Origin of the sequence: Clostridium aestuarii (assembly GCF_026735135.1) — a bacterium.
GTDB classification, from domain to species: Bacteria; Bacillota; Clostridia; order Clostridiales; family Clostridiaceae; genus Clostridium_H; species Clostridium_H aestuarii.
In genome coordinates, this window is sequence record NZ_JAPQER010000003.1 from 192,337 (window position 1) to 215,948 (window position 23,612).

At 28.3% G+C, this 23,612-nt stretch carries 17 protein-coding genes; 14 read left to right on the forward strand and 3 right to left on the reverse strand.

Annotated elements, in window-relative coordinates:
- Nucleotides 1-58 precede the first annotated feature (58 nt).
- From OW763_RS09190 to galE, 5 genes are all read left to right on the forward strand, one after another.
- The gene (locus OW763_RS09190; RefSeq protein ID WP_268040814.1) at nucleotides 59-1,036 is read left to right on the forward strand and encodes a glycosyltransferase family 2 protein; all 978 of its coding nucleotides are present in this window, start codon (nucleotides 59-61) and stop codon (nucleotides 1,034-1,036) included.
- 19 nt (nucleotides 1,037-1,055) lie between these two features.
- Entirely contained in the window at nucleotides 1,056-2,144 is a 1,089-nt protein-coding gene (locus tag OW763_RS09195; RefSeq protein ID WP_268040815.1) for a polysaccharide pyruvyl transferase family protein, read from the forward strand.
- A 12-nt stretch (nucleotides 2,145-2,156) separates the two neighbouring features.
- Nucleotides 2,157-3,329 (forward strand): Coenzyme F420 hydrogenase/dehydrogenase, beta subunit C-terminal domain, encoded by a 1,173-nt coding sequence (locus tag OW763_RS09200; RefSeq protein WP_268040816.1) that lies wholly within the window; start codon nucleotides 2,157-2,159, stop codon nucleotides 3,327-3,329.
- A gap of 38 nt (nucleotides 3,330-3,367) precedes the next feature.
- Nucleotides 3,368-4,264 carry a lysylphosphatidylglycerol synthase domain-containing protein gene (locus OW763_RS09205; protein WP_268040817.1) on the forward strand — a complete coding sequence of 299 codons (897 nt, stop codon included), beginning with the start codon at nucleotides 3,368-3,370 and terminating at the stop codon, nucleotides 4,262-4,264.
- 196 nt (nucleotides 4,265-4,460) lie between these two features.
- Nucleotides 4,461-5,447, forward strand: a complete 987-nt coding sequence (galE, locus tag OW763_RS09210) for a UDP-glucose 4-epimerase GalE (protein ID WP_268040818.1) — start codon at nucleotides 4,461-4,463, stop codon at nucleotides 5,445-5,447.
- 55 nt (nucleotides 5,448-5,502) lie between these two features.
- Here galE and galU read toward each other — a convergent pair whose 3' ends face one another.
- Nucleotides 5,503-6,432 (reverse strand): UTP--glucose-1-phosphate uridylyltransferase GalU, encoded by a 930-nt coding sequence (gene galU, locus OW763_RS09215; RefSeq protein WP_268040819.1) that lies wholly within the window; start codon nucleotides 6,430-6,432, stop codon nucleotides 5,503-5,505.
- Between the two features lie 255 nt (nucleotides 6,433-6,687).
- On the opposite strand from galU, the gene OW763_RS09220 reads away from it, so the two are divergent.
- From OW763_RS09220 to OW763_RS09235, 4 genes are all read left to right on the forward strand, one after another.
- Entirely contained in the window at nucleotides 6,688-6,870 is a 183-nt protein-coding gene (locus OW763_RS09220) for a hypothetical protein (protein WP_268040820.1), read from the forward strand.
- A gap of 227 nt (nucleotides 6,871-7,097) precedes the next feature.
- Entirely contained in the window at nucleotides 7,098-8,051 is a 954-nt protein-coding gene (locus OW763_RS09225) for a glycosyltransferase family 2 protein (protein WP_268040821.1), read from the forward strand.
- A gap of 51 nt (nucleotides 8,052-8,102) precedes the next feature.
- Nucleotides 8,103-8,972 (forward strand): glycosyltransferase family 2 protein, encoded by an 870-nt coding sequence (locus OW763_RS09230; RefSeq protein WP_268040822.1) that lies wholly within the window; start codon nucleotides 8,103-8,105, stop codon nucleotides 8,970-8,972.
- Nucleotides 8,973-9,027: 55 nt separating this feature from the next.
- Nucleotides 9,028-10,503, forward strand: a complete 1,476-nt coding sequence (locus OW763_RS09235) for an undecaprenyl-phosphate glucose phosphotransferase (RefSeq protein ID WP_268040823.1) — start codon at nucleotides 9,028-9,030, stop codon at nucleotides 10,501-10,503.
- A gap of 82 nt (nucleotides 10,504-10,585) precedes the next feature.
- On the opposite strand, the gene fliB is transcribed toward OW763_RS09235, so the two are convergent.
- Entirely contained in the window at nucleotides 10,586-11,836 is a 1,251-nt protein-coding gene (gene fliB, locus OW763_RS09240; RefSeq protein ID WP_268040824.1) for a flagellin lysine-N-methylase, read from the reverse strand.
- 321 nt (nucleotides 11,837-12,157) lie between these two features.
- Between fliB and OW763_RS09245 the strand changes: the two genes are divergently transcribed.
- From OW763_RS09245 to OW763_RS09255, 3 genes are all read left to right on the forward strand, one after another.
- A complete protein-coding gene (locus OW763_RS09245; protein ID WP_268040825.1) occupies nucleotides 12,158-13,855 on the forward strand; it encodes a glutamine--tRNA ligase/YqeY domain fusion protein in 1,698 nt (565 codons plus the stop codon).
- A gap of 200 nt (nucleotides 13,856-14,055) precedes the next feature.
- Nucleotides 14,056-17,418, forward strand: a complete 3,363-nt coding sequence (locus OW763_RS09250; protein ID WP_268040826.1) for a hypothetical protein — start codon at nucleotides 14,056-14,058, stop codon at nucleotides 17,416-17,418.
- A gap of 18 nt (nucleotides 17,419-17,436) precedes the next feature.
- Nucleotides 17,437-18,159 (forward strand): hypothetical protein, encoded by a 723-nt coding sequence (locus OW763_RS09255; protein ID WP_268040827.1) that lies wholly within the window; start codon nucleotides 17,437-17,439, stop codon nucleotides 18,157-18,159.
- A gap of 199 nt (nucleotides 18,160-18,358) precedes the next feature.
- Here OW763_RS09255 and OW763_RS09260 read toward each other — a convergent pair whose 3' ends face one another.
- Nucleotides 18,359-19,009: a TetR/AcrR family transcriptional regulator gene (locus OW763_RS09260; RefSeq protein ID WP_268040828.1), complete on the reverse strand. Its 651-nt coding sequence runs from the start codon at nucleotides 19,007-19,009 to the stop codon at nucleotides 18,359-18,361.
- 219 nt (nucleotides 19,010-19,228) lie between these two features.
- Between OW763_RS09260 and OW763_RS09265 the strand changes: the two genes are divergently transcribed.
- Both OW763_RS09265 and OW763_RS09270 read left to right on the forward strand, forming a co-directional pair.
- Complete coding sequence (locus OW763_RS09265; protein ID WP_268040829.1) at nucleotides 19,229-20,485, forward strand: efflux RND transporter periplasmic adaptor subunit; 1,257 nt, start codon at nucleotides 19,229-19,231, stop codon at nucleotides 20,483-20,485.
- A gap of 14 nt (nucleotides 20,486-20,499) precedes the next feature.
- Complete coding sequence (locus OW763_RS09270) at nucleotides 20,500-23,571, forward strand: efflux RND transporter permease subunit (RefSeq protein ID WP_268040830.1); 3,072 nt, start codon at nucleotides 20,500-20,502, stop codon at nucleotides 23,569-23,571.
- Nucleotides 23,572-23,612 lie beyond the last annotated feature (41 nt).

The window sequence follows — 23,612 nt, forward strand, 5'->3', positions numbered from 1 at the left end:
ATATTTGGAATAGAAAAGTCTGAATTTTATCATATATAATGGGGTAGGAGGTATTAAAATGCATGAATTATCGTTAATTATTCCTTGCTATAATGAAGAACAGGCATTACCTTTTCTTTATAAAGCAATTTGTGAAGTAACTGATATTATGAGTGAACAAAAATTTGAATTTATATTTGTTAATGATGGTTCTGAAGATAAAACATTAGATATTATTAAAAATTTATCAGTGAAAGATAAAAGAATACGATACATATCTTTTTCAAGAAATTTTGGAAAAGAAGCTGCAATGTATGCAGGACTTGAAGCAGCAAATGGGGATTTTATGGTTATTATGGATGCAGATATGCAAGACCCCCCCAACTTGCTTCCAGAAATGTATGGTTATGTTAAAAAAGGCGAATATGATAGTGTTGCAACAAGAAGAGTTACACGTGAAGGTGAGCCACCTATAAGGAGTTTTTTTGCTAAGCAGTTTTATAAAATAATTAACAAAATATCAAGTTTAGATATTGTAGATGGGGCACGTGATTTTCGATTAATGTCATGTCAAATGGCAGAAGCTATACTATCCATGAAAGAATATAATAGATTTTCAAAAGGTATTTATGGCTGGGTAGGTTTCAAAACAAAGTGGTTACCTTTTAAAAATATTGAAAGAGTAGCAGGAGAAACAAAATGGTCATTTTGGAAATTGTTTCTATACTCACTGGAGGGAATTGTTGGATTTTCAACTACGCCTCTAGCAATTGCCTCTATTTTAGGTTTGATTTTTTGTATAGTTTCTTTTAGCTTTATTGTGTATATAATTGTGAAAACAATTATTTTTAATAATCCTGTGGCTGGATGGCCATCACTTGCATGTATTATACTTTTTATAAGTGGAATTCAATTATTTTGTATGGGGATTATTGGGCAATATTTATCAAAAACATACCTAGAAACAAAGGGAAGACCAATCTATATAATTAAAGAAACAGAGAGAATGAATAGTAGTAAAAAAATGAAAAGAAAGAAATATATTAAATCAATATAGGTAAGGGAAGGTATTAATAATGAAAGTTGGTATAGTGACATTTCACTTTGTAAATAATTTTGGAGGAGCATTACAAACATATGCTTTGTCTGAAATTGTTTCAGATTTAAACAAAGAAAAAACAATTATAATAGATTACAGGCATTGGTTTATTAGATTTACAGATTTTGTGAGAATATTTCCAATTACAACGAATGTTAAAGAAATTTTATCTGGTTTAACAACATTTAAGGAAAGAAGAGGAAGAATTAAAAAATTCCAAAAATTTAGTGATGATTATTTTTCAACTTCATCAATATATACTTCAGAAAAGAAATTAAATCAGAATCCTCCGCAATGTGATAAGTTTATATGTGGGAGTGATCAAATATGGAATCCTAGTATAACATTAGGAGCATCTGCACCGTATTATTTGAATTTTGTACAAGATAAGAACAAAAAAATATCTTATGCAGCTAGTTTTGGAGTTTCAGAAATAAATAAAAAATATCATTCTGATATAGTAAAATATCTTGAACAATTCAAGGCAATTTCTGTACGTGAAAAAGAGGGTGTAGGATTAGTTAATAAAATTAGTGGCATAGATGCTGAATGCTTAATAGATCCAACATTTTTATTAACTAAGGAACAATGGATTCAGATGTCAGAAAAACCTAAAAATAAAGAACCATATATTCTTGTATATATGATGCAAAAAAATGATAGAGTATATGAATATGCAAGAAAAATTAAGGAGCTTTTAAACATAAAAATTATTGATATAAGTAGATATGGATTTAAGAAGGATTTTGTGGATGAAGTTTGTATAGATATTGGACCTAAAGAATTTGTGGGATTGTTTAATAATGCTTCTTATATATGTACTAATTCTTTTCATGGATTAGCGTTTTCATTAATTTTAGAAAAGAAATTTTTTATTGTGCCAAGTACAAGATTTAATTCTAGAATTGGAAACTTATTAGATTTATTCAACTTAGAACTTATAGAAGACATAAACAAAGATGTTGTAGAAAAGGAATCTTATGATAAAGAAAAAGTAAGAAAAATTATAGATAAAGAAAGAGAAAAATCTATTGCATTTTTAAAGCAAAATTTATTTAATGATTGATAGGGGAATTTAATGATTAATATAAGTAAAGAAAAAAAATATGATTGCTGTGGTTGTAATGCTTGTACTCAAATATGTCCAACTCAATGTATTAGTATGGTAGTTGATGAAGAAGGGTTTAAATATCCACAAATAATGAAAGATAAATGCATTGGGTGTAATAAATGTGAGAAAGTTTGTCCAATAATACAACAGAAAAATAATAATTCAACTTATGATGATTTAAAGCCTAAAACTATTGGTGGATGGCATAAGAATGAAGAAGTAAGAAAAAAAAGTTCATCAGGTGGTACATTTACATTATTAGCAGAATTTGTTTTGAAAAATAAAGGAATTGTATTTGGAGCAGGTTTTAATGAAGATTTAGAAGTAAATCATTTAAGTGTGGAAAAAATTGAAGATTTAGATAAGCTTAGAGGTTCAAAATATGTTCAAAGTAATATTAAAGATACATATTTAAAGGTAAAAGAAAATCTTGAGAAAAGCAGAATGGTTTTATTTGTTGGAACACCATGTCAAACAGCTGGATTAAACATATTTTTAAATAAAGACTATGATACATTGTTTAAATGCGATTTTATATGTCATGGTGTACCATCACCATCAGTATTTAAAAAGTATATAGCATATTTAGAAGAAAGGTATCAAGACAAAGTTATTGAATTTAAATTTAGAAATAAGGATAAAGGATGGAAACCAAGAGGGCAAATGGGAACTATTATAAAATTTAAGACGGGAAGAATTAAACGTTTTATGCCAGCATATAAAGACTTTTTTATGAATGGTTTTTTAACAGATATATATTTGAGACCTTCATGTTATAATTGTCAATTCAAATCAGTACCTAAAAATTATTCGGATTTAACAGTTGCAGACTTTTGGGGGGTTAATGCTATATATCCAGAGTTAAATGATAACAAGGGAACTTCATTAGTATTTATTAATACAGAGAAAGGAGAAAAATTATTTGATAAAATAAAATGCAATTTTTATCATATACAATGTGATTTCGATAAAGCTATCAAGAAAAATCCATCTTTATTGAATTCTTCAAAGCCTTCAAATAAAAGAGAAAAATTTTTTGAACAACTAGATAAGAAATCTTTTAAAACTTTAGCATTAAAATATATGACGATATTTTCAAGAGTAATTCACATAAGTATAAAATTTATAAATAGGAAGTGATTTTTATAAAGAAGAAAATAGCTAATATTTTAGGAGCATTGATAACTTTAATATGTTTTATATTTATTGTAAAAATGATTTTATCTGTAAATATCGATTGGAATATAATTAATAACAGAGAGCAAAAATGGGTACTAATAATTTTGTTATCCGTTTTATCTGCAGGTTCTTTATATTTAGTTGCTTATGGTTGGAGCATATTGGTTAAATTTATTGAAACTAAGGATATTAAAAATAATATACTAATTTTTATTTACATTAAATCTAATATTGCCAAATATTTACCAGGGAATATTATGAATTTAGTAGGTCGTAATGTATTAGCAGGTAAATTAGGGTTTAAACAGATAAGTATTGCTACCAGCACTGTGATGGAAATAATTATATTTGGATGTACTACAATGATGTTATCATTTTTATTTTCTATTACAAAACTAAAAGATGTGTTTAATCTTATACAGAAATATATTGATTACAAATTTATAGTAGTAATCATCTTAGTATGTAGTTTATTAATTATTTTTATGATAGTATATATGATAAATAATAAAAATCAATGTATAAAAGAGATAAAGAAATATGTTACTACTAGTTTTTTAAAATTAAGTATAAAACTTGTTTTTTTATATAGCATTTATTTTATATTTTCAGGAATTATGTTAGGAATAGTTTTAAAGAATATATTGAATGTATCTATAGGATTTGTTGATTTTTTTCAAATTATAGGTATATATATAATATCTTTTTTTGTAGGTTATATAACACCAGGAGCACCAGGGGGAATGGGAGTAAGAGAGGCAGTATTAATAGTGCTTCTTACTAATGTTATTGGAAGTGATTTAGCAACAATAGCATCTATAATACATAGACTTATAACTATAATTGCAGATATAATTATATATGGTATTGGTTATTTTTATATCAGAAAAGCTTAGTAGTAACTTCAAAATGAAAGATTGAAAGTCTGCTAAGTATCATAAGAGTACATGTTTTTTCAACTGATAAAATATAAAAAATTTATTTAATTATATTAATATAGAAATATCTATGATATTAAATTTATTTAAATATGCAAAATATAAGTTAAGTTTAAGATGAAAAATAAAATAGTAAGAAAGGAAGAATCAAACTATGTCAATCTTAGTTTGTGGTGGTGCTGGCTATATAGGAAGTCACATGGTTGCACATTTAATTGAAAATGGTGAAGAAGTTGTAATAGTGGATAATTTTCAAAAGGGACATAGAGATGCAATATTAGGTGAAAAACTTTATCAAGGTGATTTAAGAGAAAAATCTATTTTAGATAAAGTGTTTACTGAAAATGATATAGAAGCAGTTATAGATTTTGCAGCTGATTCACTTGTAGGGGAGAGTGTAGAGGATCCATTAAAGTATTTTAATAATAATATAGGTGGTACTATAAATTTATTAGAAGCGATGAATAAATATGGTGTTAAGAAAATAGTATTTTCATCTACAGCAGCAACTTATGGTGAGCCAGAAAATATACCAATACTTGAAGAAGATACAACTTTTCCAACTAATCCTTATGGAGAATCAAAATTAACTGTAGAGAAAATACTTAAATGGTGTGATAAAGCTTATGATATAAAATATACAGTTCTTAGATATTTTAATGCAGCAGGAGCTCATATTAGTGGAAAAATAGGAGAAGATCATAGACCAGAGTCTCATTTAGTACCTATAATTTTACAGGTTGCACTAGGTCAAAGAGAAAAAATAATGATTTTTGGAAATGATTATGATACTGAAGATGGTACATGCATTAGAGATTACATACATGTTAGTGATTTAGCTTCAGCACATCTTTTATCATTGAATAGACTTCGAAAAGGTGGACAAAGTAGAATTTATAATTTAGGAAACGGAAAAGGATTTTCTGTTAGACAAGTTATTGATACAGCTAGAAAAGTTACAGGTATTAATATAAAAGCAGAAGATGCTGAAAGGCGTCTAGGCGATCCAGCAATTTTAGTTGCTTCATCACAAAAGGCAATAGAAGAATTAGGCTGGAAGCCTAAATATGATTCTTTAGAAACAATAATTCAAACAGCATGGAATTGGCATAAAAATCATCCGAATGGATATAAGAAGTAAGAATTTAACTAAGTAAAAAACTCAAGCTCTTATTAATTTAGCTTGAGTTTTTTGCTTACTTTATATCTGCTGCTGCCTCTAATTGAGCTATATTTTGGTTTGATAATTTTTCAAAAACAGGATTGTTTTTTAATGTTAATAGATATTTCATAAAAGAATCTTTTAAGTCATCTCTTTTAAGTGCAAATTCTATTGTTGCTTCAAGAAAACCTAGTTTATCTCCAACATCATATCTTCTTCCTTCAAAATTGTAAGCATACATAGCCTCTTCACTGATTAATGTTTTTAATGCATCAGTTAATTGTATTTCTCCACCTTTTCCAGGTTTAGTATTTTCAAGTATTTCAAAAATTTTTGGAGTTATTATATATCTTCCCAAAATTGCAATATTTGAAGGGGCATCTTCTATGTTAGGTTTTTCCACTAGATTTTTAACTTTATAAACGCTATCTTCTATATGTAGACCATCTACTATACCATATTTAGAAATATTTTCTTCAGGTACTGTTTGTACTCCTAAAATAGATGTTTTGTATTCATTAAAACAGTTGATTAATTGTTTTAGGCAAGGTACTTCACTATCTACTATATCATCACCTAGCATAACTGCGAAAGGTTCATTACCTACAAAGGTTTTAGCACAGCTTATAGCATGCCCTAGTCCTTTAGGTTCTTTTTGTCTTATGTAATATATATTTGCCATGTTAGAAATATTATCTACCATTTCTAATAGTTCAGTTTTATTTTTTTTGCTTAATTGTTGTTCAAGCTCTATTGATTTGTCAAAATGATCCTCTATGGCCCTTTTATTTTTACCTGTTATAATTAATATTTCTTCTATTCCAGAAGCTACAGCTTCTTCAATTATATATTGTATAGTAGGTTTATCCACTATAGGAAGCATCTCTTTTGGTTGAGCTTTAGTTGCAGGTAAAAATCTTGTTCCAAGCCCTGCTGCTGGAATTATTGCTTTTCTCACTTTCATGATATTATACCACCTCTATTAGTAAGTTTTATGCTAAATATTTATATTCTACATAAAAGTACAAAGTTCCTTTAAATTTATATTATTAATGATAATTGAATATTAATTATAGGACATTAAGTACGCAATGTTATAATTATAGAATTTGTGAAATTAATAAAACTATTAATTTCATAAAATTTTTATCAATTTTTAATCTAAAAGCATATATAAGTATGAAAGGAAAAAATCCAGTAAAAAAGAGGAGGAAGTAAAATGAAAAAAATTGATTTAAAAGTAAGCAAAACTAAAAAGAAGGGACTAACTAAAAGAAAAAAAAGTAATGTAGAGATTATAGGACAAGATTGCTTTGAAACACAAGAAGAGGATATGCTTATAGATGGAGAATATAAATTAAAACCAGATGAAAAAATAATAAAGGTTTTTAAATTTGATTAATACGTATAAGTACTACATAAGGATATATGTAAGCGTGTTAAGTAAAATATGAATAAAAATCTAGTAGAACGAATTAAAGTTCTGCTGGATTTTTTGAGTTAAATATATATTTAATGAAATACGATTTTAGTATAGTTTTTATTCAAGAAAAGATTAATGTGGTATATAATATTAGTATAAAGGAATTAAGTTAAAAATATAATTAAACGAAAATGAGGAAATACATAATGAAAGTCTCAATAGTAATTCCAAACTACAATGGTGCAAAGTATATAAAAGGATGCATAGCTTCATTAAAAAAGCAAACTTACGATAATTATGAATTAATAATTGTAGATAATGCATCACAGGATAATAGTATTGAAATAATAGAAAAATATCATCCACAAGTAAATTTAATTAAAAATAAACAAAATTATGGTTTTAGTATTACAGTAAATCAAGGAATAAAAGCAGCCTGTGGGAAATATGTAGTTCTTTTAAATAATGATACAGAAGTATTTGAAGATTGGCTTAAAAATTTAGTTGAATGTATAGAACAAGATAAAAAAATATTTTCAGTATGCAGTAAAATGCTTCGTTATAATGAAAAAGATAAAATTGATGATGCTGGAGATGAATATTGTATTTTAGGATGGGCATATAAATGTGGAGATGGTACGAGCATAAACAGATACAATAAAGATAGAGAAGTTTTTAGTTCATGTGGTGGTGCTGCTATTTATAGAAAAAGTGTATTTGAACAAATAGGGTATTTTGATGAAAGCTTTTTTGCATATCTTGAAGATGTGGATATAAGTTATAGAGCAAAAATATATGGATATAAAAATATCTACTGCAGTGGCGCAAAAGTATATCATATTGGTAGTGCTACTAGTGGCAGCAGACATAATGCTTTTAAAGTAAAACTAGCGGCAAGAAATAATTTGTATGTTATATTTAAAAATATGCCTTTATTCCAACGTATAATAAATTTACCTTTTTTATTTATAGGACATGTTATTAAATATTTGTATTTTATAAAAAAAGGATTAGGTAATGAATATAAACAAGGTATAAAAGAAGCTCTTATCAATAGAAAAAATATAAGTAAAGTTAAATTTGAAATAAAAAATTTAATTAATTATGTTAAAATAGAATTGAACTTAATATTAAATCTATTTAAGATGATAAAATACTAAATGTTAGATGATAGATAATAGAGGATAGAGGATAGAGGATAGAGGATAGATATGGATTTATCAATTATAATTGTAAATTACAATACAAAAGAATTATTAAAGCAGACGATACAGTCGGTAATAGATAATACTCAAAATATAAGTTATGAAATAATAGTAGTTGATAATGCTTCAGTTGATGGAAGTTGTGATATGGTAAATAAAGATTATCCGCAAGTGAAAGTGATTAAAAACACTGACAATTTAGGTTTCCCAAAAGCTAATAATAAAGGTATAAAAATAGCTTCTGGTAGATATGTAATGCTTTTAAATTCTGATACTTATGTACTTGAAAATTGTTTAGAAAGTTGTATAAATTATATGGATAAATATGAGGATATAGGGGCATTAGGATGTAAATTGGTTTTAGCTAATGGAGAACTTGATCATGCTTGTAAAAGAGGATTTCCAACACCAGAAGCTTCTTTATATTATTTATTAAAATTAGACAAGCTTTTTCCTGAGGTTAAAAAGTTTGGTCAGTATAAGATGTCCTATGTTTTTGAAGATGAGATTAGTGAAGTGGATTCTCTTACTGGAGCGTTTATGATTGTAAAAAGAGAAGTAATAAAAAAAATAGGTGTGTTGGATGAAACTTTCTTTATGTACGGCGAAGATATAGATTGGTGCTATCGTATAAAAGAAGCTGGTTATAAGGTTATGTATTATCCAGAAGTTAGAACAATTCATTATAAAGGACAGAGCAGCAAGAAAAAAAGATTAAAAACTATATATGAATTTCACAGAGCTATGTATATTTTTTATAACAAACATTATTATAAAAAATATAATTTTTTAGTAACACTGTTTGTGTATATAGGAATAACTTTAAGATTAATGTTAGCTTTGTTAGTGAATATTTTTAAGAGAAAAACTGTCTAATTTAATAAAGAAGAAAAGAGAATAGATACCGATATCTAGAAAAAAGAGGTGGAATATGATAAAGCAAAACCAAAAAATATTAAATTCAATGCTTGTTGTAACGGATGCTTTGTGCATTTTAGCTTCTTTAATTTTAGCATGGATTATAAGATTTAAAAGTGACATTATGTATATTGAAGGCGGATATTTAGCTTTTAATAATTATTTAAAACCTGTAATTTTAATAATACCTGTGTATTTGATTATTTATAATTTTTTCAATTTGTATACTCCATACAGAATACGAAGTGTTTTTGATGAGTTTTTAAATTTATTAAAGGCTAATATCCTAGGAATATTAATATTCACTTTGATTTTATATTTAACTAAGGAGATGAACTATTCAAGATATTTGCTTTTTATATTTAGTATATTAAGTATTGTAATATCAACAATAGAAAGAGCAGTTATTAGATTTATTTTAAGATATCTAAGAAAAAATGGTAAAAATCTCAAACATATACTTATAGTAGGGTATAGTGACCTTACAGAAGAGTTTTTACATAGAATACATTCTCATAAACAGTGGGGATATAATGTGATTGGTATTTTAGATGACAATTTATATGTTAATAAAGATAAGGTTTATTCAAAGATAACTGATAAAAATAATGAATTAAAAAAAGCAGTTGAAGAAGCGGCAGCATCTACAGCTAGTGGCGAAAAGATAATTGGAAAAATAAATGCTTTGGATAAACATTTAGCTAAGAAGAATATAGATGAGGTTTTTGTGACTTTAAGCTTAAAAGAATATGAAAAATTAGGAAGTATAATAGAAACTTGTGAAAAAAATGGTATAAGAACTCAAATAATTCCTGATTATTATAAATATATACCAGCAAGACCTTATGTTGAAGAAATAGAGGGACTTCCTGTTATAAACACAAGATATATTCCTCTCGATAATCTTTTTAATAAATTTATGAAGAGAGTGTTTGACATAGCTGTTTCAATGGCGTGCATAGTTTTGTTTTCACCAATAATGTTTATTACCACAATGATTATAAAATTGACTTCTCCTGGACCAATTATTTTTAATCAGGATAGGATAGGGCTGAACAATAAAAAATTTGTTATGTACAAATTCAGATCAATGCATATTCAAAAAGAAGATGAAGAAAAGGTATGTTGGACAACAGAAAATGATCCAAGAAAAACTAAGTTTGGAAACTTTATAAGAAAGACAAGCATTGATGAACTACCACAGTTATTCAATGTACTAAAAGGTGACATGAGTCTTGTAGGACCAAGACCTGAAAGACCTTATTTCGTTGGAAAATTTAAAGAAGAAATACCTAAATATATGGTAAAGCATCAAGTAAGACCAGGAATTTCAGGCTGGGCACAGGTAAATGGATTAAGAGGAGACACTTCTATAAGCAAAAGAATAGAGTATGATATATACTATATTGAAAATTGGAGAATGGGCTTAGATATAAAAATATTATGGCTTACTTTGTTTAAAGGATTTGTGAATAAGAACGCTTACTAATGCAATTAAGAATGAAGAGTTAAGGATACTTTTCTGCATATGCAGAAAAGTATCCTTCATTTTTGCTATTCATTTTTAAATTTTAACTAATAACCATCGCTTCAATATCTGCATTGTTCGTATCCTTAATTACATCCAACATGTATTCTCTATAGCTTGGATTATTTCCTACAAGCTTTTCAAGAGCTACGATAACATCTAATGCTAAATCTACATTAAAATCTTCTTTATAATATCCAGCAAGGCCTGTTAAACTTACTTTTATAAAGCTGCATCGCATAACTAATAGCAGGTATTCTTCAAGGACAGATTTGTTTCTACCAAAAGGAAATAAATTTATATATATATCATTTACTATTAAGTTTTCAAATATATATTCATATTCTTCTAAAAATTTCTTAAAATAATTGTTATAAGCATAAGTGTAATTGTTTATAGCTTGAGTAATTTCATCTTTGTTTTTAGAGGATATACCACAAAGATATTCTTCAAAGCATTGTGTAAAGAATTTACTGTATTTTTCAGGATATTTAGAAGCATTAAGTTTATTTTCTAAAAGAAGCTTTACTAATTTTATTTCAAATTTTAATAAATCTTTAGACTTATGTGGAAAATCTATATTCAGTTCTGTCTTTTTTAAAAGATTTGAATACCACTTCTGAATAATTGATGGTATATCCATTGAATTATTATTTTTAATAACTGTATCGATTTCTTCAATAATTTTACCTAAAATAATAATCCTTTCAGTTATCTTATAGTTTCTGTTTTGTATTATCCATATAGAAAAATCTCTTATTAATTTAAAATGTTTTTCAGGCTTCTTTTTGTAAGATGGGTTTAGAGAATCAAAACGCCTACTTATTAAAAGTCGTTTGGAAGGATATTCGGCTTTAGATAATTTCATAGATGATTTATTTAACAGTGCCAATCGTGCTAGTTCTGGGCATGATATGCTTCCTAGCATTATTACGTCATTATCTATAAGGGTTGATATTCTTGGATAATTAAAGCACGTTTTGGATAAATATTTTTCTCCTAGTTCAGAATGAACTTTACATAATTTTTTTTCAGATAAAAAAGGGCATGTATTATCAGAAGCCATTTTTATATATCCATATGATTCATCCCAAGGTTTATCACGATTTCTTTTTATGTTATCCTTAAATAATTTTTTGAATTCTTTATCTTTTATAGCAGTATAGGATTTATAAGTTTTTTTATCTATGTTTATATTCCACCCATAACAGCATGTATCTGTACATTCAGAACCTGTACATTTAAAAGATTTAAGATATTCAGGAATCAATACTTTTGTAACTTCATTTTTCATTTGTAAGTCTCCTCTTCAATTGTTAATTCTTAAATCTTGCTTCTTAATTCTTAATGTACTATTCAGGGATGAAGAATACAAAACATAAATAGTAATAACATCAATAATATGTAAAAAAAACGAAAATTATTTGATGGGAATATAGTAAACTAAAGGTAATGATATTTATAATATAAAATTTAGAAAAGAAAATTAGGTGCATTTGGAAAGAATATCGTAAAATAAGCTAAAGATAAAGTAAAGGTTATTGAATTTAAAACCTAAAAAAGGTAAAATATAAGAATAAATTAATTTTTCTAGAATAAGGAGGCATTATAATAAATGAAAGAAGCGGATAAGAATAATAAAGAACTAAATGGTGCAACAGAAGCTTCTACACCATCTAATTTTATACATAATATTATAGAAGAATATTTAGAAGCACATCCAAATAATAAGATTCATACTCGTTTTCCACCAGAACCAAATGGATATTTACATATAGGACACGCAAAAGCTATATGCATAGATTTTGGTACAGCTCAAAAATATAATGGTTTATGCAATTTGAGATTTGATGATACTAACCCTACTAAAGAAGAAGTAGAGTATGTTGAGTCAATAAAAAAAGATGTTAAATGGCTTGGATTTGATTGGGAAGATAGATTATATTATGCATCAGATTATTTTGACAAATTTTATGAATATGCAGTTAAGCTTATAAAAAAAGGTAAGGCATATGTAGATGATTTAACTCCAGAACAAATGAGAGAATATAGAGGTACTTTAACTGAACCTGGAAAAAATAGCCCTTATAGAGAGCGTTCTATAGAAGAAAATCTTGATTTGTTTGAAAAAATGAAAAATGGGGAATTTGAAGATGGTGCTCATATTCTAAGAGCGAAAATAGATATGGCTTCACCAAATTTAAATATGAGAGATCCTGCAATATACAGAATTTATCATGCTGTTCATCATAATACAGGAGATAAATGGTGTATTTATCCTATGTATGATTTTGCTCATCCTCTTGAAGATGCTATTGAAAAAGTCACACATTCTCTTTGTACATTGGAGTTTGCAGACCATAGACCTCTTTATGATTGGGTTTTAAGAGAGTGTGAAATAGAAAACCCACCAAAACAAACTGAGTTTGCAAGATTAAATGTTACAAATATGATAACAAGTAAACGTAAGCTTAAAGCATTTGTTGATGAAGAAGTAGTTGATGGATGGGATGATCCTAGAATGCCAACTATTTCAGGGTTAAGAAGAAGAGGATATACACCAGAAGCTCTTAGAGATTTCTGTGATAGAGTAGGTGTTGCAAAGGCTGATTCTTTAGTTGATATAGCATTACTTGAATACTGCTTAAGAGATGATTTGAAATTAAAAGCACCTCGTGTTATGGGTGTAATAGATCCACTAAAAGTTGTTATTACTAACTATCCAGAAGGTGAAGTTGAATATTTAGATGTAGATAATAACCAAGAAAATCCTGAAATGGGTTCAAGAAAAGTTCCATTTTCAAGAGTTATTTATGTTGAAAAAGAAGACTTCATGGAAAATCCACCTAAGAAATACTTTAGATTATTCCCAGAAAATGAAGTAAGATTAAAAAATGCTTACTTTGTTAAATGCAATGAAGTTATAAAAGACGAGAATGGTGAAGTTGTTGAATTACATTGTACTTATGATCCAGAAACTAAGAGTGGATCAGGCTTCACAGGAAGAAAAGTCAAAGGTACAATTCATTGGGTAAGTGCAGAACATGCAGTTGATGCAGAAGTTAGACTTTATGATTATTTAATCGTAGAAGATGAAGAAAACAAGGGTGAAATGAAACAAAATCCAGAATCTCTTAAGGTTTTACAAAATGCTAAATTAGAACCAGTTTTAGCAGAAGCAAAACCAGGAGATAAATTCCAATTTTTAAGAAATGGATATTTCGCTGTAGATACAAAGGATACAACAGAAAATAAACTTGTATTTAACAGAACAGTATCACTAAAAAGTTCATGGAAGAAAAAGAAAAAATAAAAGTAGGATATTAATTTATCATACTTATTAATAGAAACGCTCCAGAGCATATGATTTACACGTATGTTCTGGAGCGTTTTTAAATTAATTTGCAGGAAAATGAAAGTCTGTGTAGAATTTTATAGAGATAAGCTTAAATTGTGGTAGAATATAAACGAGGAACAAAAAGAAGTATTAAATATGGAAGGTGATAGTAACCTATGAACAGAAAAAAAATTTTACTAACTTTGTTATTAGCAATTGGTGCTGCAGGAATTTGCGTTAATAAAGCTTTTGCAGAAATTCCAAAAGGAACTATAGTTATTGGACAAAATGCTTACTCTATTTATTATGCAAATGATTCAGATAATAGGGGGAAAATAAAGAATCTTTTGAAAGATAGAAAAGATGTGTTTATTAAAGATTTTAATGGAAAATGGTCTGATGAAAATGGAAAAGCTGTAAAGAATACAAGCATACCACAGGTTAGATATATAGATGAAGACAGTAATGTTGTATATGCTGAAGATGATGGAGATATAGTAGATAATTTTGAAATGCTGGAGGTAAAAAGCGTAAAGCCTTTAGGCAGTAGGTATCTTCAAGTAGAGCTTGAAAAACCAGTGGATTCAGTAGATAAATTCAACTTTTTAGCAGAGGATGAAAACGGAAAGGTTTTTGAACTGAATTCTGCAAAATTAGCTAAATGGGATAGTTCTAACAAGACAGTTGTAATATATTTAGATAAAGATACAGAAACAGGGAAGCTTTATAAAGTAAATTCGGTAAACTTTGCAGGTATGGGAAAAGATAGTACAAGCCCTAGAGTTAATTCTATAAAAGCTTTAGATTATAACAAGATGCAAATAAACTTTTCTATGCCTGTAATAATAGATGATATAGAAATGGAAATAAAAGATAGAAATAATAACGAAAAATTAGGTGTGAATAAAATAGCGTATTTACAAGGAGATCCTTCTAAGGTTGTAGTTACAACAGAACAGCAAAAAAATGGAGTGGTGTATAATACAACTATTGAGGATGCACATTCATTTACAAGACAAAGAATGTATAGATGCAGTAATATGACTTTTGTAGGAATAATGAAGGATACTTACACTAAGCTTGAAGTTGTAGGTGCTGAAGCGTTAGATCCTAATCATGTGAAAATAACTTTTAATACTAAAATTTCTAGAGAGAATGTCTCTGATATATCTAATTACTTTATAGAAGAGGTAAATGGATGGAATGCAGAAATAAATATTAAAGATGCTGAGGTTAAGGATGAAAAATCTATAGTATTAACTATTAAAAATAATATGAAGGATATTACATTATACAAAATAGGAGTAAGAGGTTTAAAAACTAGTACTGGTGTAGAGTTGAATACTAATGTAAATACAACTACTTTTGTAGGAGTTGCTCCTTATACTACAAAGATAGACATGTCTGATTCAGATAACATAGTAAAGGTATTAGGTAATAGGAAGATAAGAATAACCTTTGAAAGAAATATGGATAAAAGTACTTTAAAGACAGAAAACTTCTACATAACTACTATGGATGAAAACATGCAGAGACTTTATGTTGAAAATATAGATGTTATTGATGATAAAAATATAGAACTTACAATAAGTAATATGCAGGATAAGCTGTATAAAATTGAAGTGTATGATTTAAGAGATAGATATGGAAATGGAGTAGATGAAAATAAAAATGCTAAAGTATTTAAAGGAGAAAAAGAAGCTGAGCCAATAAAAGCTGTAACAGATATAAAATTTGGAAATGATTATTCTACACTTATCTTGACATTCAACAGCAGACTTGATGAAAATGTAGAAAATATTTCAAAATATGTTATAGATAATGGAGTTGGATATCCTTTAAGTGCAGAAGTATTAAGTAATGATAGAACAAAGCTTAAGTTAACTATACCTAAAACGGTAGAAGGTAAAGCGTATAAAATCACAATGAGAAATTTAGATAATATAGATGGTAAGTCTATGGGAGTATCTGAATTAACAGCAATTTTCATAGGAAGAGGTAGAGATGCAATAGATGATCTTCCAAAGTTATTGTCTGCTGAAGCTAAGGACAAACAAACTTTGTATATAGAATTTGATAGAGATGTAACTGATGATAAAATTGATGGAGTTATATGGGACAGCAAGAAGAATGAATTAGTAGAAGATTCATTGGTAGTAGATGGAGATGATGATGAGGAATTAGATGATCACAGTGATGTATATGCTTATCAAAATCCAGATAATAAAAAGGTTTTAGTGATTAGAATTAGTGATGAAGATTTTGATAAAGATGATGCAGATAAACATGGCCGATTTACTTTAAAGGCAAAAGGAATAGATAAACATAATGATGAAGTGAAATTTAAATATTCTAGTCACAGTATAGAAAAAATATCAATTACAAGAGTTGAAGCTCTTGATAATAAAACTATAAGAGTAACATTTAATCAACCTGTTGAAATAGGAAAAGATGCTGATTTTGCAAGAATTGCTATTGAAGAGGATGTGGTGGATGATTTACTTGACAGAAGTGATTATGACGATATTGACGATGCTCTAAATTTATCTAAACCAGCTCCAGTAGATGATAAGCATAAGGTTTACGATTTTGCTATAACTAATGGAAGACTAAATAGTGGGTATAATTGGTTAGTAGTAAATCCTGATATAGATGAAGATGAAGATGATGGAGTATATGATTATAATGGTTCTGATATGGATGGATTTGTAACTTTAAAGGACAAGAAATCTTCACAAAGTGGTATACAACAATATATGAAATTCAGAGGTTCAGATCAAGAGCCAGGTGTAATAAATAATATACAGGTAGTTATGAAGGATTCTAAGACAATAGAGGTATACTATCCAGAAGCTATGAATTATGATCAGAAAGAAGAAAGTGCAGTTATTAATATGCTTAATTATAAGCTTGTAGACAGAGATGGAAAAGAGATAGTACCAAACTTTTTCTTAATTCATACTGCAGATATGGAGTATGATGAAGAAGGAGAGAATAATCATAAGCTTACAATTAGATTAAATGCGTTTATACCACAGTCTGATAATGGATATTATATAAAATTTAATAAGAAGCTTAAGAATTTGTTAAAGACTAAAAATGTTCAGATGTCTCAGTATAATGATGATGAATACAAGGCTTCATTTATATTAAGCACAAAACAGGCAGAAGGGGTTAAGTTTGAAGAAACTAAATATGATTATAAAGAAAGAGAATTAACTATTAAATTAAATCAAAAGGTTAAGAGTGTAACTACCTATAGTAAATCCCTTTTCTTAACGGATTTTGAAGTGAATTTTGTAACGGATGATGGAGAAAGCTACAAGATTATTGAAGATGATATAGAAAACATAAAAACAACGATTACTAATTCAACGGGCGATGATACTATTGTTGTAACTTTAAAAGAAAAATTAATCGGAAATAGAACTGTACAAAAGGGCAAGATTGGAAAAATTAAATTAACTCAATACAGTACATTAAAGGGCGTAAATGAAGAAAAAGCTCATCAAGATCAAAACACAGTATTTTTACAGTAATTTAAGTGAGGTGAGAATATGAAAAAGTTTAAGATTTTATCAACATTAACAGCTTCAGTATGCTTAGCACTATGCATATCATCAGGCAAAGCTTATGCAAAGGTTAATGCATATTTAATAAAGAATAGAGATACAAGTGCAGTTTATAAGTATAATCTTGAAGAACTAAGTATTTCTTTTATGAATTTAGGAACAGGAGAAAATGATCTTTTATATAAAAATTTTCAGGAAGATATGAAAAAAAGTACTATTTGTGGATATGAAAATGAAAAAGGAGAATACGTGGATTACAGCAGTGTAAGTCAGGCTTTTCTAGATAGTGCAGATAAAGGATCAATATTCGATTTGAATGGTTTTGTAGAAGGAGATAAGGCTCAGTATTTGGATTTAGATGAAAATATAAATGAAGTATATATAGGGGATGATGAAGTTAAGTTCAGAGAGGTATTTCAAGGACCAAAAGCAAAGTCTAAGGCAAAAGTAGAAGATAGTGATGTAAAACTATTTAAAAGAATATGTATAAAAAATGTTGAGGTTGAAGGTGGAAATAGATTTAAAATTGAAGGCTGTAATCAATATTTTGATATAGGAGAAACAGCAGAGGTTTTAATTCCAAATGAAAAAGCTAAAATATATATCTGCAATTTTGAAAATGATGTTTTAGCAGAAGGAAATCTTGACATATCTAAAAATGGACAAGATATAGAGTTTAATGTGAGAGTGAATGAAGAAGAGGAATAACTATATAAAAAAGCTAATTGCAGTTGCAATTAGCTTTTTTATATAGTTAATTAAGAATTAAGAGTTAAGAATTAACAATTAAGGATGATTTTCTGCATGAGCAGAAAATCTAAATTAAAGCTTTGCGGTTAGCAAAGCATCAATTATTCTTAATTCTTAATTGTTAATTTTTAATTGTTCTTAAATTTAAATATTAAATTTAAGAACCTATGAGTCCAGTTTTAAGTACATCGACTAATTGATTAAAAACCAATTTCAATTCTTTTTCATATGGATTTGGAGTGTGTTCCAATTTTTTTATCATTTCATTGTATTTAACTCCATATTTATAGTTGATATAGCTTATCATAGCATCAGATATACCAATTATAGAAAATAATATAAAATCAGGATCTAGATTTTTTTTGATTTTTCCTTCCTTTTGAGCCTTTTCAATAAGCTTATTTGCAAATATTTTTCCGCTTTTGGATTTTCCAAATTGAATTTCTTCAATAGAGCCATTTTGAACAGCTTTTTTTAAAAAGCAGCTTATAACAGGGAATAATAAATCAAATTTCATATATCCAAATATGATATTTTTATAGATTTCAAAAAAATCTTCACTAGAGGTATCGGTGTATTGTTTTAAATATTCTAATTTTTTATTTAATGCATATTCTAGCAAAAATAAATACAAATCTTTTTTAGTTTCAAAATATCTATAAAAGCTTCCTTTAGCTACTCCAACTTCGTTTATAATGCTATTCATAGAAGCGATTTCAAATGTATTAGATGAAAACTCTTTTAATGATATATCGGTTATTTCTTTTTGTCTTTCTTCAGATAAATTAAAAAAAGTTTGTTTTGGCAAATAAAGTCACCCCTTTATACAGTTGACAATTGGATTCTTAATTGAAAGTATAAAGTTTATACAAAAAAATGTCAATGTGGTGTGTTTATCAAAAATTAATATAAAGTTAATACTAGATATATTTACACTATTTTCATTATGTGCTAATATTATTCTATGAAGCGACGGAGTGGTCGCTAAAGTATTAAGTTGAATATAAGAATTTATGGGGGGATTTACATGAAGAAAATGTTCTCGTTTTTAGCTGTAGGAATTTTTATTTTAAATTTATCAGGATGCAGCAGTAAAGCTCAGGCAGGGGAAAAGGAAACGGTTATACCTGTAAAGGTAATGGAGGCAGCAGAAGAAAATTATCCTATATTATTGGAATATTTAGGCGCTACAAATTCAGAAGATGTTATAAAATACAGTTTTAAAGTGCCTGGAAAGATTGCATCAGTAAACGTTAAAGAAGGAGATTATGTTAAGCAAGGACAAGTGCTTGCTATGTTAGATAATGAGGATTATAAGCTTGCAGTTGAAGGGGCAAGAGGTCAAATGGAGGCTGCAAAAGGAAAAGTAGCTATGGCAAAGGCGCAGTATGATAAAGCACTTAATGGTGCTCAGAAGGAAGATATAAATAGTGCTAAATTGGCTGTGGAAAATGCAGAAAATAATTATAATTATGCTAAAGAAAGCTGCGCTCGAGTAGCTAATTTATATGAACAGGGAATTGTATCAAAGCAGCAGCTTGATGATATAAACATCAAGGTTGATGGTGCAGAGATAGCTTTAAACAATGCAAAGGAAGTGTTGTCAAAGGCTGAAAATGGAGCAAGAGATGAAGATACAGAAAGTGCCAAAGCACAATATGAAGCAGCTCAGGCTCAGTATGAGGCAGCACAAGCTCAGCATAAAGCAAAGGGAAATATGCTTGAAGGTACAAGTCTTAACTCTGGAGTGTCTGGATATGTGGTAAAGGTGTTAAATAAGAATGGAGAGATTACAGCTGCTGGATATCCAGTTGTGGTAGTTCGTACTGATGACGAGGTTATTGATATACAGTTAGCTCAAAAGGATGTAAATAAGATAAAAAGAGGTACAAAAGCTTTAGTTAAACTAAATGAAATAAAAGTTGATGGTGTGGTTAGTGAGATAGAACAAATACCAGATCCTAAGAGTAGAAATTATAAAGCAAAGATAAAAATGAATGAAAAAATTCCACCAGAGAAATTTTATATAGGTTCTGTTGCAAAGGTTAGTATTAATTTAGAAGATAAAAAAGGAATATGGCTTCCAGTGATAACAATTTTAAATGATGGTGAAGATTATGTTTATGTAGTTGATAAAGAACAAAGAATATCAAGAAAAAATATAACTATAGAAAGTATCTATGAGGATAAGGTTTTGATAAAGGGATTATCCCTTGGAGATAAGGTTGTAATTGAAGGTCTAAAGAATGTAAAACCAGGCTATAAAGTAAATGTTGTTCAATAAAAGGGGATGAAAACATGCTAGCTTTACTTAGAAAGTCAATTAAAAATAGAAAGATAACAATTTTTTTTACTGTTTTAATATTAATATTTGGGTTTCAGATTTATAGGATAATACCGAAACAGGAAAATCCAGATGCTTCTATTGGTATAGCTAAGGTTATGACAATATATCCAGGTGGAACACCAGAGGATGTAAAAAATCTAGTTACAAAGAAACTGGAGGATGCAGCATCAGAGGTGGATGGATTTGATTATGTAGAATCGTATTCTAGAAATAGTGTAGCTGTTCTTATTGTATACTTGAAGGATGATGCTGAACAGGATAAATCATGGAGAGAGTTAAGAGATAAGATAGATGATATAAAAGGAGAACTTCCAAAAGAATGTTTTCCAACGGAAATTGATACAGATTTAGTTTCTACAGCAGGGATGATAATAAGTTTATCAGGTGATAATTATTCTTATGATCAACTAGATTCTTATGCAGAGGAGATAAAGTCAGAATTAAGTAAAATTGATGGAGTTACAAGATTTGAATTAGATGGTAAGTTAAATAAAGAAATTAGAGTAGATATAGATGTAGAAAAACTTAACCAATATCCTATTTCTTTAGAAGATATAGCAAAAATACTGCAGGCACAAAATTTAGAAATTCCATCAGGAGCTGTGGAAAGCAGCAGTTCAAAAATAGATGTAATTACAAGTAAGGGATATACTTCGCTTAAGGATGTAGAAAATGTTATTGTATATATTTCTGATGAAAGTGGATCAGTAGTGAGACTTAGAGATATTGCAAAAGTACACATGGCTTATGAAGATGGTGCAGTTAAATTTAAAGAAAATGGGAAAAATGCAATTTTGCTTACAGGATATTTTGAGGATAATAAAAATATAGTCCTTATTGGTAAGGACGTTAGAAGAGAGTTAGATAAAGTTAAAAATTCACTACCAAAGGATATTAATATAGATGAAATTTTGTATCAGCCAACAGATGTAGACGAATCAGTTTCAGATTTTATGGGCAATTTGGTGCAAGGTATTATATTGGTTATTGTTGTAATATTTGCTGGAGTAGGAATAAGAAATTCTATAGTTGTATCTACGGCATTACCTATTTCTATACTGCTTACTTTTATTATAATGAAGCTTTTTGGAATAAAAATACATCAGATTTCTACTATGGCTCTTATTATTGCTCTGGGTATTTTAGTTGATAATGCTATTGTAATAAGTGATGTAGTACAGGTTAAGGTTGATAATGGTGTAGATAATATGAAAGCAGCTTATGAGGGAGCAAAAGAATCATCAATTCCTATATTTACATCTACACTAACAACTGTTGCGTCTTTTGCACCGCTTTTAACTATACCAGGTATAGTTGGAACATATGTAGAGTGTATTCCACAGGTTGTTATTATTTCTTTGCTTGCTTCTTATTTATGTGCGATGCTTATAACTCCTGCTTTAGCTTCTTTATTCTTTAAAAAATCTAAAATTAAAAAGAAGGGTAAAGGAATAGATAAAGTTAGAAAAGTATTTGAAGGGTTTTTGGAGTTTGGTCTTAAAAAAAGAAGAACTACAATTATAATCGCAATTATACTTTTGGGATTGACTGCAGTTATTGCTAAGTCACTAGGACTTCAGTTTTTCCCTTACGCAGATAAAAACACTATGTATATAAATACAACAATAGAAAAAAAAGGAGATTTAAAGGCTACAGAAAAAATTTCTGGTGATGTTGAGAAGGTCTTTAAATCTCAAAAGGAAATTACAAATTATACTACTGGAATAGGAAGTGGAATTCCAAAGTTTTGGGTTGCTATGCCAACTGCGGTACCTTCTGATGATTTTTCACAAACTAAGATTCAGTTTGATTTACAAAAAAGTGAAAGGTTTGAAAGCAATGAAGAATTTGCAAATTATCTTCAAGAAGAATTGAATGAAAAAATTGTTGGTGCTAAGTCAACGGTTTATCCGCTGCAGTATGCAATGCCTAAGGAAGCACCTATTGCTATGAGAATTTTAGGTGATAATATAGATGATGTATATGCAGCATCAGAAAAAATACAGGCTGCAGCTAGAGAAGTTGAAGGTACATGTAAAATTCGTGATGATGCAGCAGACAGAACGTATAAATATAAAGTTGATATAGATTCAGATATGGCATCTCAACTTGGTATTATGAAGTATGATATAGAAAGGCAGATAAACATAGCCTTAAGAGGAGCGGAAGCTTCAATATATAGAAAGAGTGGAAAAGAGTATAGTATTATTGTGAGTAGTAATATTGATACTAAGGAAAAATTAGAGAATCTAGGAATAAAATCTACACTTGTAGGACATAAAGTACTTTTAAAAGAAATTTCAGTTATAAAATTACAACCTGAAATTGATAGTATCAAAAGATATAATAAAGAAAATTGTATCAATGTATATGTAGACATTAAACCAGGTGGTAATGCTGTTGAAACTCAAAATATTATAGAACAAAAGTTGAAAAAATTAGATTTGGCTGGAATTAGGATAGAATTCCATGGTGAAAAAGAAGATATAGTTAAGTATTTTGGAAGCTTAGGTGTATCCGCAGCAGTTGCTCTTTTCGTTATATATATTATACTGCTTATACAATTTGATTCATTTATGCAGCCGTTTGTTATTTTCCTTACAATTCCGTTGTCGTTGATAGGTGCTGTTATAGGTTTGTTTTTATTCAGACAGCCTTTATCCTTAATGGCTCTTATGGGAATTGTAAGTTTAGTTGGAATAGTTGTAAAAAATGCAATATTGCTTATTGAATACATTAATAAGGCAAGGGAAGAAGGATACTCTTTGGATGAAGCTTGCAAGGATGCTATGAATAAAAGATTTAGCCCTATTATATTAAGTGCATTTACAACAGTAGTGGGACTTGTACCAATAGTTATATCTAAAAATCCTATGTTTGTTCCAATGGCAGTTGCGTTGATGTGCGGTTTGATTGTGTCAACATTGTTAACATTGATTATTATACCTGTATTGTATCATTTAATAGAAAGTCGTTCTATGCAGGTTAAAAACAAAATAAATCAGATGACAATTAATAATTAACAGTAAAAAATAAAAGGTTTCTCAAATTTTATGAGAAATCT